11 protein-coding genes are annotated in these 14,094 nt (G+C 51.3%); 3 read left to right on the top strand and 8 right to left on the bottom strand.

The genetic code is table 11. The features are described from left to right. Positions 1-145 precede the first annotated feature (145 nt). The 3 genes from asmA to udk form a co-directional block, all read right to left on the bottom strand. The gene (asmA, locus tag FQ015_RS19175) at positions 146-1,999 is read right to left on the bottom strand and encodes an outer membrane assembly protein AsmA (protein WP_032184537.1); all 1,854 of its coding nucleotides are present in this window, start codon (positions 1,997-1,999) and stop codon (positions 146-148) included. A 21-nt stretch (positions 2,000-2,020) separates the two neighbouring features. Further along, a complete protein-coding gene (dcd, locus tag FQ015_RS19170; RefSeq protein ID WP_001234777.1) occupies positions 2,021-2,602 on the bottom strand; it encodes a dCTP deaminase in 582 nt (193 codons plus the stop codon). 91 nt (positions 2,603-2,693) lie between these two features. Next, positions 2,694-3,335 (bottom strand): uridine kinase, encoded by a 642-nt coding sequence (gene udk / locus FQ015_RS19165; protein WP_000132077.1) that lies wholly within the window; start codon positions 3,333-3,335, stop codon positions 2,694-2,696. 317 nt (positions 3,336-3,652) lie between these two features. Between udk and FQ015_RS19160 the strand changes: the two genes are divergently transcribed. Next, the gene (locus FQ015_RS19160) at positions 3,653-6,970 is read left to right on the top strand and encodes a diguanylate cyclase (protein ID WP_160524386.1); all 3,318 of its coding nucleotides are present in this window, start codon (positions 3,653-3,655) and stop codon (positions 6,968-6,970) included. Positions 6,971-7,079: 109 nt separating this feature from the next. On the opposite strand, the gene alkA is transcribed toward FQ015_RS19160, so the two are convergent. Then, positions 7,080-7,928: a DNA-3-methyladenine glycosylase 2 gene (gene alkA / locus FQ015_RS19155; protein WP_039021722.1), complete on the bottom strand. Its 849-nt coding sequence runs from the start codon at positions 7,926-7,928 to the stop codon at positions 7,080-7,082. Positions 7,929-8,061: 133 nt separating this feature from the next. Between alkA and yegD the strand changes: the two genes are divergently transcribed. Next, positions 8,062-9,414 carry a molecular chaperone gene (gene yegD / locus FQ015_RS19150; protein ID WP_039021723.1) on the top strand — a complete coding sequence of 451 codons (1,353 nt, stop codon included), beginning with the start codon at positions 8,062-8,064 and terminating at the stop codon, positions 9,412-9,414. A gap of 12 nt (positions 9,415-9,426) precedes the next feature. Here yegD and yegI read toward each other — a convergent pair whose 3' ends face one another. Continuing rightward, positions 9,427-11,373, bottom strand: coding sequence for a protein kinase YegI (gene yegI, locus FQ015_RS19145; RefSeq protein WP_039021724.1), 1,947 nt, complete (start codon positions 11,371-11,373; stop codon positions 9,427-9,429). A gap of 200 nt (positions 11,374-11,573) precedes the next feature. Between yegI and FQ015_RS19140 the strand changes: the two genes are divergently transcribed. After that, entirely contained in the window at positions 11,574-12,035 is a 462-nt protein-coding gene (locus tag FQ015_RS19140; protein WP_032303327.1) for a YegJ family protein, read from the top strand. A 64-nt stretch (positions 12,036-12,099) separates the two neighbouring features. Here FQ015_RS19140 and FQ015_RS19135 read toward each other — a convergent pair whose 3' ends face one another. The 3 genes from FQ015_RS19135 to FQ015_RS19125 all read right to left on the bottom strand — a co-directional run bounded on the left by FQ015_RS19135 (position 12,100) and on the right by FQ015_RS19125 (position 13,791). Further along, positions 12,100-12,861 (bottom strand): PP2C family serine/threonine-protein phosphatase, encoded by a 762-nt coding sequence (locus tag FQ015_RS19135; RefSeq protein ID WP_039021725.1) that lies wholly within the window; start codon positions 12,859-12,861, stop codon positions 12,100-12,102. Further along, positions 12,858-13,517 carry a vWA domain-containing protein gene (locus FQ015_RS19130; protein ID WP_000003187.1) on the bottom strand — a complete coding sequence of 220 codons (660 nt, stop codon included), beginning with the start codon at positions 13,515-13,517 and terminating at the stop codon, positions 12,858-12,860. Before FQ015_RS19130 ends, FQ015_RS19135 begins: the two co-directional genes overlap by 4 nt. 217 nt (positions 13,518-13,734) lie before the next feature. Next, complete coding sequence (locus FQ015_RS19125) at positions 13,735-13,791, bottom strand: type I toxin-antitoxin system Ibs family toxin (protein ID WP_100249772.1); 57 nt, start codon at positions 13,789-13,791, stop codon at positions 13,735-13,737. Between the last annotated feature and the right edge of the window lie 303 nt (positions 13,792-14,094).

Below are 14,094 nucleotides of genomic sequence, written 5' to 3'. Positions count from 1 at the left end.
CCGGTAGCGGCGTAAAAATCGCGGAAGGGATGAAAAAAACAGCGCCTGACGGCGCTGTGTCTGGCATGCCTGCAATCTGGGAAACCGGGGTAGAAAAAAAATTGCAGGCCATAACAGTATCTACAGCATATGTCATCTGGATGACTTACATCTTCTCCAGCAACTTCTTCACATCTTTGCCATTGCGGGAATCTTTATTCCGCTCGGCCCAGTCATTCAGGCGACGTTTCGCTTCGTCCTGTAGATGTTTGCGTAGCAGCTGGTCCACTTGCAGGCTGTAATTAAGTTGCTGCCAGTTGCCATAAACCCGCAGCGGTACTGGCGTTTCTTTGAGGAAATCAATCAGTTTGCTTTCCCCGTTCCAGCCACCCACGACCCGAATATCAAACTGGGTGTCGCAGGTTTGATCTGCCAAATTCAACATGCCTTCTCCTGTCAGCGCCAGCACAGGCGATTGACCTTGCATGTCGTTTAACGTCACGACGCCATCCTTCAACGTCAAATCGGTGGTAAAGCGGTCAAGACGCGTCACGTTATCGAAGTTTTCAGCGGCCTTCACATCACCACCATTACGCTCTACCGCTTGCTGGATCATCTGCTGGAAGTTCATCCCTTCCATGCGTGTGTCCGTCATTTCGACATGCGCCTGTCCTTGCCAGTTGTGGCGGAATGCGTCGGCATCTATGTCAGCACCGGAGAAATCACCAGCCAGTGACATCTTTCCGGTCAACGAAATCGGATAGTTAAACGCCTTCAGAATGGTGCCAATCTCAACGTTTTCCAGCCGTGGCTGGAAGTTTATCCGCGGATTTGTTGATGTTGCATCCAGCGTGCCCGGCAGTGAAACCTGTCCACCGTTAAGCTTGCCCTGCAGTTGAGTAATTTCCAGCAAACCCGACTTGTTGGTCATTTGCGTGGCAACGTCTGTAAAATTCATTCCGCGCCAGCGCACGTTACTGGCCTGCAACAAAATATCAGCCGTAAAGCCTTGCAATCCCTGATAGGCCGGTTCATCAATACGCGAAGAAATGACCGGGCGCGGCAACGTGGATTGGCTCTGCCCCTGCTGCGCGGCACCGTTTTCACCGTTCGCTGTTTCTTTAAGCGGGATGAGGTTGTCAAGATTCAGTTGCGGGAATTGCAGTCTCAGCTGCCATTCCGGTTTCTCTGTCAGCGTGACCTGTGCTTGCCCGCTCAGCGTACTGTCATTGGCGGTCAAACTAATTTGGTTAAATGAAAGGCGTTTATGTGACTCCTGCCACTGGGCCTGGAAACTCCCCTGCCCCTGAATACCTTGTTTTGGTAAATCGGCACCCTGCAACTGCCAGTTAATTTGTTCAATAGCCGCCGTTAAATCATGCGGATAATCAGAAGCATCTACCGTACCGTTAAGGGATATCGTGAGATCGCGCTGATCGCGATTAACCCGCCCGGAGAACTCAAATGAACCACGATGTTGGGGATCTTGTTCCATTTGCAGGCGGATATTACGGATTGTCACCTGCTCGTCATCTTCATGCTGGAACACCAGCACGCTGTCCGCCACCTTAAGACTGGATATATCAAACGACCATCCGCGATCGTCTGACAGATCCGGCAAGGTATTGTCGCGCGGTGCAACCGGGGCATCTTCGCTGCGTACCGCTTCCGTCTGCGGCGTCAGTTGGATCACTGCCCCTTTTAGCATCACCTGCTTAACGCTCAGTTGATGACTCAGCAGTGGTAAAAGCGCCACGTCCAGACGCATGTTGTCTGCGCGAACCAGTGGCTGGCTCGCGCCCTGGGCAGTGAGAGACATTCGCCCGGAGAGGATACTAAGTTGCGGCCAGACGTGCCAACGCAGTGGCCCGTCGAGCTGCAATTGATAACCGCTACGTGCAGCAACTTGCTTGACCATATAGTCGCGGAAATCATTCGGATTCACCAGCAACACTAACGCAGATAACCCGGCCACCAGCACGACCAGGAGTATCATCAGCGTCGTCAGAAATCGTCTCATGGTATCCTCAATGGGCCTGAATTAGTCTTTATCGATTCGGCTGGCTACCGCGCCCTGCTGGTTGCGATATTTCGCATCTTCACGGCGGTTGTAAGGTCGCGCCGCCGGGCCGGAAAGCGGCTCAAAGCTCAGCGCACCAATTAACATGCCCGGACGCAGCGCCAGCGGCAGCTTACCGGAGTTGTAGAACTCCAGCACAATGCAGCCAGACCAGCCCGGATCGATACGGTGCGCGGTGACGTGCACCATAAGCCCCAGACGCGCCAGTGAGGAACGACCGTCCAGCCATCCCACCAGATCGGCTGGCAGCGTCACCGACTCCAGCGTCACCGCCAGCGCCAGCTCTCCTGGGTGAAGATAAAACGCCTCGCTTTCATCGAGTACGATCTCATCGCTCATCACGCGGTCAAGCGCGGCGCTCACTTCATCTTTGGGACCGCTCAGATCGATAAACGCTGCCGTGTGACCACGGAAGGTACGAAATTTATTGCCCAGGCGCACATCCACCGTCGCGCCATTAATACGCTCCACTGGCGGACGTGGGTTGATCGACAAACGGCCTTCATCAAGCCAGGCTTCAATATCTCGGTCACACAGACGCATGGCATTTTCTCCTTTCGCGCATCACTCCCTTAACGCCAATTACGTCAAGGGCATACCAGGTTATCACTGAACGGTACACAATTTATCAAGCTTATTCAAAGAACTGACTTATTTTCGCTTTCAATATATCGATGGCGATGCGGTTTTTCCCGCCGCGCGGCACGATAATGTCCGCATATTGTTTAGAAGGCTCAATGAATTGCAGGAACATCGGGCGCACAGTTTTTTGATATTGCGCCATCACGGAATCCATTGAACGCCCACGCTCGTTAACATCACGCTTGATGCGGCGCATCAAGCAGATATCCAGCGGGGTATCAACGAAAATTGAGAAGTTAAGTTCATCACGCAAACGCGCATCCGTCAGCAGCAAAATGCCTTCGAGAATGATGACCTTCTTCGGCTCAACCTTTACCGTTTCTTTCATACGCGTATGTTCAACATAGCTGTAAACCGGCAGGTCAATTGCCGAGCCGCGTTTCAATGCTTGTAAATGCTCAAGCAGCAGGCTGTGATCCATCGCGCTGGGATGGTCGTAGTTGGTCTTAACACGTTCTTCCATCGACAGATGGCTTTGATCTTTGTAATAGCAGTCTTCGGGAATTACGCCGATGTGTTCATCACCGACTTGCTCACGTAATTCACGATAAAGGGTACTGGCAATAAGACTCTTGCCGGAAGCCGATGCGCCAGCGATACCGATAATGACGCACTGATGAGACTGATCAGTCATATATTTAGCGACCTGATTAACCTGGATGTTAGGAAGGGGGCGACGAAGCGCCAAACGCGGCAATTATAGGGATTTCATCCGCCTGATACCAGTCGAATAGCGTTGCCGCGCGCTCAGAGTTAATTGTTGACGAATAATTCCCGGTGGCAAATTACGTTGATCAGTTTTATACAAGGTAAAAAATGTTATACGCAGTTGCGCAAATTATCCGCCTTTACGTCACTTTATGAGCAATTCGCATATAAAATGTAAAACTTTTGTACTAGCATAAACACAGAAACGAATACTGGCGACCAGGCCTTGCGGATAAAGCGGTAATGAGCAAACAATCACAGCATGTATTAATTGCCCTGCCCCACCCGCTGCTTCACCTGGTCAGTTTAGGTTTAGTCTCGTTTATCTTTACCCTTTTCTCGCTTGAGCTTTCGCAGTTTGGCACCCAACTCGCCCCACTGTGGTTCCCGACGTCCATCATGATGGTGGCGTTTTATCGCCATGCCGGGCGCATGTGGCCGGGAATAGCGCTGAGCTGCTCGCTGGGAAATATCGCCGCATCCATCCTGCTTTTTTCCACCAGCTCGCTGAACATGACCTGGACGACCATCAATATTGTTGAAGCCGTGGTCGGGGCAGTGCTACTGCGTAAATTGCTGCCGTGGTATAACCCATTGCAAAATCTGGCTGACTGGCTGCGTCTGGCATTCGGCAGCGCCATTGTTCCACCTCTGTTAGGGGGTGTTCTGGTTGTCCTGCTGACGCCCGGAGACGATCCTCTCAGGGCATTTTTGATATGGGTACTGTCAGAATCCATCGGCGCCCTGGCACTGGTGCCGCTGGGATTGTTATTTAAACCACACTATCTGCTGCGCCATCGCAACCCAAGGTTGCTTTTTGAGTCGCTGCTCACGTTAGCCATCACACTGACGTTAAGCTGGCTTTCGATGCTGTATCTGCCGTGGCCTTTTACTTTCATTATTGTGCTGTTGATGTGGAGCGCCGTGCGCCTGCCACGAATGGAAGCCTTTTTGATCTTCCTTACCACGGTGATGATGGTGTCGCTGATGATGGCCGCGGATCCCTCCCTGCTTGCTACGCCGCGGACGTACCTGATGAGCCATATGCCGTGGCTACCGTTTTTACTGATCCTGCTGCCCGCCAACATCATGACGATGGTGATGTATGCCTTTCGTGCGGAACGCAAACACATTTCCGAAAGCGAAACCCGCTTTCGGAACGCGATGGAATATTCCGCCATCGGCATGGCATTAGTGGGCACCGAGGGGCAATGGCTGCAATCCAACAAAGCGCTCTGCCAGTTTCTCGGTTACAGTCAGGAAGAACTGCGCGGACTCACCTTTCAGCAACTGACCTGGCCGGAGGATCTCAATAAAGATCTGCAACAGGTTGAAAAGCTGATAAGCGGTGAAATAAATACCTATTCAATGGAAAAACGCTACTACAACCGCAATGGCGATGTTGTCTGGGCGTTGCTTGCCGTCTCACTGGTGCGCCACACCGATGGTACGCCGCTCTATTTTATCGCTCAGATTGAAGACATTAACGAGCTAAAACGCACCGAACAGGTGAACCAGCAACTGATGGAGCGTATCACGCTGGCTAACGAAGCGGGCGGGATTGGCATCTGGGAGTGGGAGCTAAAGCCGAATATTTTTAGCTGGGATAAGCGGATGTTCGAGCTGTATGAAATTCCTCCGCATATCAAACCGAACTGGCAGGTGTGGTACGAGTGCGTGCTGCCGGAAGATCGCCAGCACGCCGAAAAAGTGATTCGCGATTCATTGCAATCACGCTCTCCCTTTAAACTGGAATTTCGCATTGCCGTGAAAGATGGCATCCGCCATATCCGCGCCCTCGCTAACCGGGTACTGAATAAAGAAGGCGAAGTCGAACGCCTGCTCGGCATTAATATGGATATGACTGAGGTTAAACAGCTTAACGAGGCATTGTTTCAGGAAAAAGAGCGCCTGCACATTACGCTGGATTCCATCGGCGAAGCCGTGGTCTGTATTGACATGGCGATGAAAATTACCTTTATGAATCCGGTGGCGGAGAAGATGAGCGGCTGGACGCAGGAAGAAGCGTTAGGTGTTCCGCTCCTGACGGTGTTGCATATTACTTTTGGCGACAACGGGCCATTAATGGAGAACATTTACAGTGCCGACACCTCACGTTCTGCGATTGAACAAGATGTGGTGTTGCACTGCCGGAGCGGCGGCAGCTACGACGTGCATTACAGTATTACGCCGTTAAGTACTCTGGACGGCAGCAATATAGGCTCGGTTCTGGTGATTCAGGACGTCACCGAATCACGCAAAATGCTGCGCCAGCTGAGCTACAGCGCCTCCCATGATGCACTGACGCATCTCGCCAATCGCGCCAGTTTTGAGAAGCAACTACGCATCCTGCTGCAAACGGTAAACAGTACACATCAGCGACATGCCCTGGTGTTTATCGATCTTGATCGCTTTAAAGCGGTGAATGACAGCGCCGGACACGCCGCTGGCGACGCTTTGTTGCGCGAACTGGCGTCATTGATGCTGAGTATGCTGCGCTCCAGCGACGTGCTGGCGCGACTCGGTGGCGATGAATTTGGTCTGCTGCTGCCAGATTGTAATGTCGAAAGTGCGCGTTTTATCGCTACACGCATTATCAGCGCCGTGAATGACTATCACTTTATATGGGAAGGACGTGTACATCGGGTAGGTGCCAGTGCCGGGATTACCTTGATTGATGACAACAATCATCAGGCGGTTGAAGTGATGTCGCAGGCTGACATCGCCTGTTATGCCTCCAAAAATGGTGGCCGCGGCCGGGTGACAGTTTACGAACCGCAGCAAGCTGACGCACATATCGAACGGGCGGCGATGTCGATTGATGAACAGTGGCGGATGATTAAAGAGAATCAGTTGATGATGATCGCCCACGGCGTCGCTTCGCCACGGATCCCGGAAGCGCGTAATTTGTGGTTGATATCACTAAAACTCTGGGGTTGCGAAGGCGAGATTTTTGATGAACAAACATTTCGTCGTAGCTTCGGTGATGCGGCGCTTAACCATGCTCTTGACCGCCGGGTACTCCATGAATTTTTCCAGCAGACCGCAAAAGCGATTGCCAGTAAAGGCTTAAGCATCGCCCTCCCCCTTTCTGTTGCCGGTTTGAGTAGCGCCTCGCTGGTGAATGAACTGCTTGAGCAGCTGGAAAATAGCCCTCTACCACCACGGTTATTACATCTGATTATTCCGGCAGAAGCGGTTATCGATCACGCAGAAAGCGTGCAAAAACTGCGGCTGGCCGGTTGCAGGATCGTACTCAGCCAGGTGGGTCGCGATCTGCAAATTTTCAACACGCTGAAAGCGAATATGGCAGATTACCTGCTACTTGACGGTGAGCTATGCGCCAGCGTGCAGGGTAATTTGATGGATGAGATGCTGATTACGATTATTCAGGGGCACGCTCAGCGACTCGGGGTGAAGACTATCGCCGGGCCAGTTGTTTTACCCTTAGTGATGGATACGCTTTCTGGCATCGGCGTCGATCTGATTTATGGCGATGTGATTGCCGATGCCCAACCGCTGGATTTGCTGGTGAATAGCAGTTATTTCGCGATTAACTGAGGGAGCGTTTGCCCATTGCCTGATGCGACGCTAACGCGTCTTATCATGCCTACAAATCGCTCATTCCCCAGGCCGGATAAGGCGCTCGCACCGCATCCGGCGACCAACGTCATGCTTCGTCTGGTTGCCAGCCTTCCGTATACCAGATATGCAACAGCGCATAAGAACGCCAGGGCTTCCAGCGTTCGGCATAACGGCGGATTTGTGCCGGTGTCATTCCCGGAAATCGCTGTTTAATCAGATAATCATCCGGCAGGAAAACATCTTTCGCCTGCCAACCACGTAAGGCGAAATAATTCGCCGTCCAGCGCCCGATACCCGGAAAAGTTTGCAGCGTTTTCATCGCTTGTTCTACGTCGCTCGGTATTGTCATTGGTAAGGTGCCCTCCAGCGCCGCATTTGCCAGATGAATCAGTGCCTCTGCCCGTTTCAACGGCATACCTAACGCTTTTAATGCCTGCGGGTCGGCTGCAGCCAGCCGCTGAGGCGTGGGGAAGCAGACATAATCAGGAAAATCATCCAGCCGTTCGCCATAAAGCTGTGCCACTCTGGCGGTCAATTTTGCCGCCATCGCCACGCTCACCAGTTGGCCTAAAATCGCCCGCACGCCCTGCTCAAAAGCATCAACACAACCAGGTAAACGCAATCCGGGCCGCGCTGCGCCTAATTCGCCCAACGCCCCATTAACAATCTGCGGGTTACATTGCAGATCAAACAGGCGGCTCATTTTCACCAGACACTCAGCGGCAACAGGTTCTAAACCTGCACTTAAATTTATGTGCAGAGTAAGGCTGGCTATATCCGGAATAGCAGTCACCACGCCGCGATATTCGCCCACCGCCAGACTACGGGCATAATAATCGTCCGCAACCGTTTCAACACCGCTCACCGCACGGGCGGCGAGAAATCCCAACATCCACGACCAGTCATATGGCGGCTGCCAGTTCAGGGTATACATCGCTTCTCCTTGTTTATCCGCTTTCAGCATAAACGTTATTCAGACGCTGCGCTTTGCTTTCATATTCCGGTTGTCGCGACGGCAACATTTCGCTAAAGTCACGCCCCTTCTTCACCGGCATGGGGATTATTTCGTGTTTATTGGTTTTGATTACGGTACAGCAAACTGTTCAGTGGCGGTCATGCGTGACGGTAAACCGCATTTGCTAAAAATGGAAAACGACAGCACGCTGCTGCCTTCAATGCTTTGCGCGCCAACGCGTGAAGCGGTAAGCGAATGGCTGTACCGCCATCATGATGTTCCGGCAGACGACAATGAAACGCAGGCGCTGTTACGTCGGGCGATTCGTTATAACCGCGAAGAAGATATCGATGTCACGGCGAAAAGCGTGCAGTTCGGTCTTTCCTCACTGGCGCAGTACATTGATGATCCGGAAGAAGTGTGGTTTGTGAAATCACCAAAATCGTTCCTCGGTGCCAGCGGCTTAAAACCGCAGCAGGTGGCGCTGTTTGAGGATCTGGTCTGCGCAATGATGCTGCATATTCGCCAACAGGCGCAGGCGCAATTGCCAGAAGCGATTACCCAGGCGGTGATTGGTCGCCCGATCAACTTCCAGGGGCTGGGCGGCGATGAAGCAAACGCCCAGGCACAAGGGATTCTGGAGCGCGCAGCAAAGCGTGCCGGGTTTAAGGATGTGGTATTCCAGTACGAGCCGGTGGCGGCTGGGCTGGATTACGAAGCCACCTTGCAGGAAGAAAAACGGGTGCTGGTGGTAGATATTGGTGGTGGTACGACTGACTGTTCTTTACTGCTAATGGGGCCACAGTGGCGTTCGCGCCTCGATCGTGAAGCCAGCCTGCTGGGTCACAGTGGTTGCCGTATTGGCGGTAACGATCTGGATATCGCACTGGCGTTTAAAAATCTGATGCCATTACTGGGCATGGGTGGCGAAACTGAAAAAGGCATCGCCCTGCCGATCCTGCCGTGGTGGAATGCGGTTGCCATCAACGATGTACCAGCGCAGAGTGATTTCTACAGTAGTGCTAACGGTCGTCTGCTTAACGACCTGGTACGCGACGCCCGCGAACCGGAGAAAGTGTCCCTGTTACAGAAAGTCTGGCGTCAGCGTTTAAGTTATCGGCTGGTACGCAGCGCGGAAGAGAGCAAAATCGCCCTTTCCAGCGCAGCGGAAACCCGCGCATCGCTGCCATTTATCAGCGATGAACTGGCAACGCTGATTAGCCAACAAGGGCTGGAAAACGCCCTCAGTCAGCCGCTGGCGCGAATTCTGGAACAGGTGCAACTGGCGCTGGATAACGCCCAGGAAAAACCGGATGTCATCTATCTGACTGGTGGTAGCGCCCGATCGCCGCTGATTAAAAAAGCGCTGGCAGAACAGTTGCCGGGCATTCCGATTGCAGGCGGCGATGACTTTGGGTCGGTTACCGCCGGGCTGGCACGTTGGGCAGAAGTGGTGTTTCGTTAATTGAAAAATGGCTCAGCAGCGGCTTAAATCAGCCTGAGCCTGAGCCAGTTTCTCCGCTGCCTGACGTAATGGTTCCATCAACGGCATGGTCCGTGCTGGAGCATGAAGGCGGAATCGCTGCAACTCTGTCGCACCGACAGTCAACGCCGATTCCAGCCGATGTCGTTTGGCGGTCATTTTCGCCATTACCGCTTGTCTGTCTGCTGGCGTTATCGCTTCATTCGGCCTGAACACAAAACGGCGTTCGCAACTCGCTTTCCAGTCGATAACCGCCTGGGTCAGATGATCACCAAAACCTTTAACTTGCTTAACGCTCCGTCGGGTAACGTCTGCCGCCGTTTCAATACCAAAGGACCGTAACGCCGCTTTACGCGCAGGGCCAACGCCGGGAATAGAGGCAACATCAATAAAAAATCCCTCCAGAAACTTCTGCTTCTGCCGTTCCCTTGCGTTGTCCTGAAGTGCTGCCAGATCGCGCTTTTCTTCTTCCGGTAAACCAAGAATTTCGTCCTTCATTTTTTCGAGCATCGTCCGTTTGGCGATAAAACCTTCCAGCCCGCCCAACTGTTGGATCTGGCTGACTAAATGGTCATAGTCCATTTTTGCGCGATTAAACGCCTCACGGCGTTGCTGGATTTCTGCTTTGTACGCTTTGCTTGTCAGGCTGCCAATAATCCAGATAGCCGCCAGCACAGGCACCAAAATAATATAACGCGGTTCTGCCTGAAGACCGCAAAGCAACAGCGATAACGCTGACAGTGTGATCTCAATCAGAATAATGTATTCACGCCGTAACAGGCCTAAAGGAAGCGGCCTGCCAGCTGGTTGGAAATGATCGGGTAATGGTAACTGTAGTGCTGGCGGTGCTACTGACGCCATCACCATCGCCCAGACTTTCGCCAGCACAAAATCACCGACGGTGGTAATCACCTCTTCGCCAAGATCAATAAAATAGATAACGCCTTGATTATCCAGTGTACACCACGGGCAGTCGGTTAAATGACCAGGGTAAACATGCATTGCCGAAACGGTACATTTCTTTAACTGTTGGCGTAGTAAATCAAGTGCCGCAACCCACGCTTTTGCCGTCGGACGCCCAGTTGCCACGCCACTTTCCGTGAATGCCTGCTGAAACATGGCTTCAACATCGCCCGGTAACATCGACAGCGGAATAGATCGTGGCGGCGGTTTTAAACCACGTCTCTGATTGTCTGACGCGTAGGCATAACGAAAATGGGCAATATCCGTCTCCAGCGCATTACCCGCATCAGAGATAAGCGGCACACCAGAATAAGGATGCCGCCCACCAAACAAGACGTGAAAAATCAGCAATGCAAGGCCAAAATTATCGTGATTTTCTGTGCGTTCAAAGCCAACAAATGACGACAAGGTTTGCAGCTCTGGCGGCGTAAAATGCGACACGCCGACTTCGCATAAATGCAGTGTGCCATTGGCGTTAATCTGAAAGGAGTCACTATCGATCAACACCACTTTGCTGTCGCGGCCTACCATAAAGCTGTTCTGGTTTACGTCGCCCACGACGTGCCCGTGCTCGTGAACCGTAGCAAAAGATGAAGCAATATTGCGCGCAACATAGAGTAGAAAATCCCACGCGCAATGAGGGTAACTCTGACGACGATGTGCCGGACTATAGATCATATGAATTGGTTCTTTACCTGAAACCTTCGGCATCATAAAACCGATAACCTTCCCACCTCGTCCACTATGAAGCGTTGCCTGCGGCCAGGCGACATAATTCAGCAACTGCGCGTCAGCTGTCGCAGCCATAAAGGCAAGTTTGTCCTGTTTTAAGGCGGGTGGCGGCGTGTGATAAATCTTGGCAACGCTATCGACAAACTCCTCGATATCATAAACCGCGCCTTCGCCGCCTTTGCCCAGTTCACGCCCGAGAGTGGTCAATTCACCTGTCGATGTAAATACTTTTATATTTGTCTTCATAATGTTTCAAGGGCAGTTATATTATATTTCTATGAATAATAACACTGTCCATTATAATTATTTCTATATTGGAAGAGTCCCACTCAAGAATAAAAATGATAATGCAATTTCATCAGGATACAATTCAATTCCAACCTGATAATGATTCACTTCCACAGGTTTTTTGCTAACTTTTACTACACAGGGATTCTGGAGAAAAAATGAAAAAGATATTACTTATGTTGAGTCTGCTATTTTTTACTACCGCAAGCTATTGTGAGATTTCGGATACGTTAGTGACAGGAGGTTATGATAAAAAGGCGATGTCTGACGCCATTCAACATGCGCGGAAAGAAACCGATCAATTCATCGAAGTTATGAATAAAAAAGATGCTGATACTTTCGCAGTCAAAGCCCCGATAACCGATCGCGGAGAAACCGAGCATTTCTGGCTCACGGATGTCACTTATTCTAACGGCATGTTTATTGGTATAATAAGCAATGACCCTGGTATTGTTACAAACGTAGAATATGGCCAGGAGTGGAAAATCAAGAAAGAAGATATTTCAGACTGGATGTATACGCGCGGGGATAAAATTTACGGTGGTTATACCATTGATCCTTTATTGGTCACCTATCCAAAAGAAGAAGCCGACGAGCTAAGAGCAAAATTAGTTCGCTAGCCAGCCATTATATTGATTGCTTAAACTGGCGGTTGAACCGTTGTCTTCAACCGCCATGCGATGTTCATTCTGTCCACATAGCCAGTGCTAACGTTTTATCATCATCGGTACGCTCGTTTACCGCTGGGCTGGACAAAAACTGCTTTAACAATTCAGGTAATAAATCGAGTTGTTCCTGCGTTGCTGACGCCAGTCCATTGAAAAACGGGGTAAAGAAAGGCACATGCGGAGAATTATCCAGCATATTTAACGCCAGTCTCTGAATACCATCCGTAAATGCTGCAACTCTATGCGCACGCTCAGTGCTGGTGAAAGTTTCCAGTCTGGAAACGGCATCTTCATCGGTAATGAAATGCGTCATGTTGGCATATTCACCCACCATCGGCGTGAGCGGCAATTGCAGACCGTGACCCAAATCTACCACCACGCCACCATCGCCAATCTGCATAATCAATGTGCCGTTAGGTGATGAAATCAGTCCCAGAAATGTGCAGGCAAAATCACGAACCGCTAATTCTTTGGCCTCTGCCTCGGCAAAAAGTCGCTGACGAATAGTCAGTACAATATCCGTGGCGAGGACATCATTAAGCTCCAATTCCCCACCCTGCACTTTTTGCGATATATAAGCCATCGCTTCATTGACGGCAAGCTTCGCACCTTCGCCTCCCTGCGAGACGCTGCCTGCGCCATCAGCGACAAATACCGACAATAATGGCTGCTGGTCTTCTAGCCAGGCAACCTGCATCTGGCAGGCATCCTGGCAAGACAAGTCAGCGCTGATGTGCGACGTTCCAACGGCTGATGCATAAACCAGACGCCAGCTCACACTGACGTCCAGCCTTTTGGCGCTTCCAGTACAACTTCCGTTCCCGGCGTGGAGCGGGAAACCGAACGCAGCGAACTGGATAACCAGCTAAACAGTTCGCGGAATTGTAATCCTTGAAGAGGCAAAGGCTGACGAACGCTGATTTGGGCCAGCGTCTTCATATCCGCCCCCTGAACACCGATGGAAAAGAAGGCAAACTTCTTATCTTCTTCCCCCTGAAACACCTTGTTGGCAGCAGCCTGCCACTCATCGGTTGGTGCGCCATCGGTAATCAGGAAAATCCACGGACGATAATAGGAAATACCATTGGCTCGATACTCACGTTTGCGCTCCTCAACCATATCCAGGGCTTTGGTAATGGCGGCCCCCATTGGTGTATCGCCCTGGGCAAACAGGATGGGCGGGAAAAAATTAGCGGCGCTGGTAAATGGTTGTTCCACATGCACCGGGCCGAACGTCACAATACCGAGTTCCACTCTTTTTAAGGCCAGCGAATCGGCAAGCAGCTCATCGCGAAAGGTAACCAATCCGGCGTTAAGTTCATTAATAGGTCTACCACTCATCGAACCAGAAACATCCAACAGCAAAATGCAGGGGCAACGTGGTTCCGGGTTACTGGCAAAATCGCTGGTGGCAAACGTGATTTGTTCGCTCATAAGAAATCCTTTCTTAGAGAATTATTGAGGTCCGGTATCATACCGACTGCAATAATGAAATAAGAGCAGGCAAAGCAACTTTCAGAATTCGGCCCATAAGCACAGAGGGTTTTGCTATTCGCTCCGCAAGAACGTGGACTTACAGATTGACAATAAGGGTGGAGTAACATAACTTCAGGAGTGAGGGTAGAGCGGGGTTTCCCCCGCCCTGGTAGTCTTAGTAAGCTGGCCAGCTAATAACTAAGAGCACCACGATGATGAGTAGCTTCATCATGACCCTTTCCTTATTTAAGGCCCCTTCCTCGGGAGGGGCTTTCCCGTTTCAGCGCCCCGCTGAAATCGGCGGCCTACCTCCTTTCGCCATGCAAGCAGTCTATCGCTAACTTGCAGATAAAATAGTTTCACATGTGATTATTGCGTAACGTCTCGCAAAGAATATTTGCTGGCAGGATCGCAGACTACAAAGCCTGCGGATTGACAATCTGATTGTGAAGGCATACTTTCAGGAGTGAGGGTAGAGCGGGGTTTCCCCCGCCCTGGTAGTCTTAGTAAGCTGGGTAGCTAACGACTAAGAGCA

This window comes from Escherichia sp. HH26CH (genome assembly GCF_009820205.1).
Classification (GTDB): domain Bacteria; phylum Pseudomonadota; class Gammaproteobacteria; order Enterobacterales; family Enterobacteriaceae; genus Escherichia; species Escherichia coli_F.
This window is presented reverse-complemented; position numbering and strand designations above follow the sequence as displayed.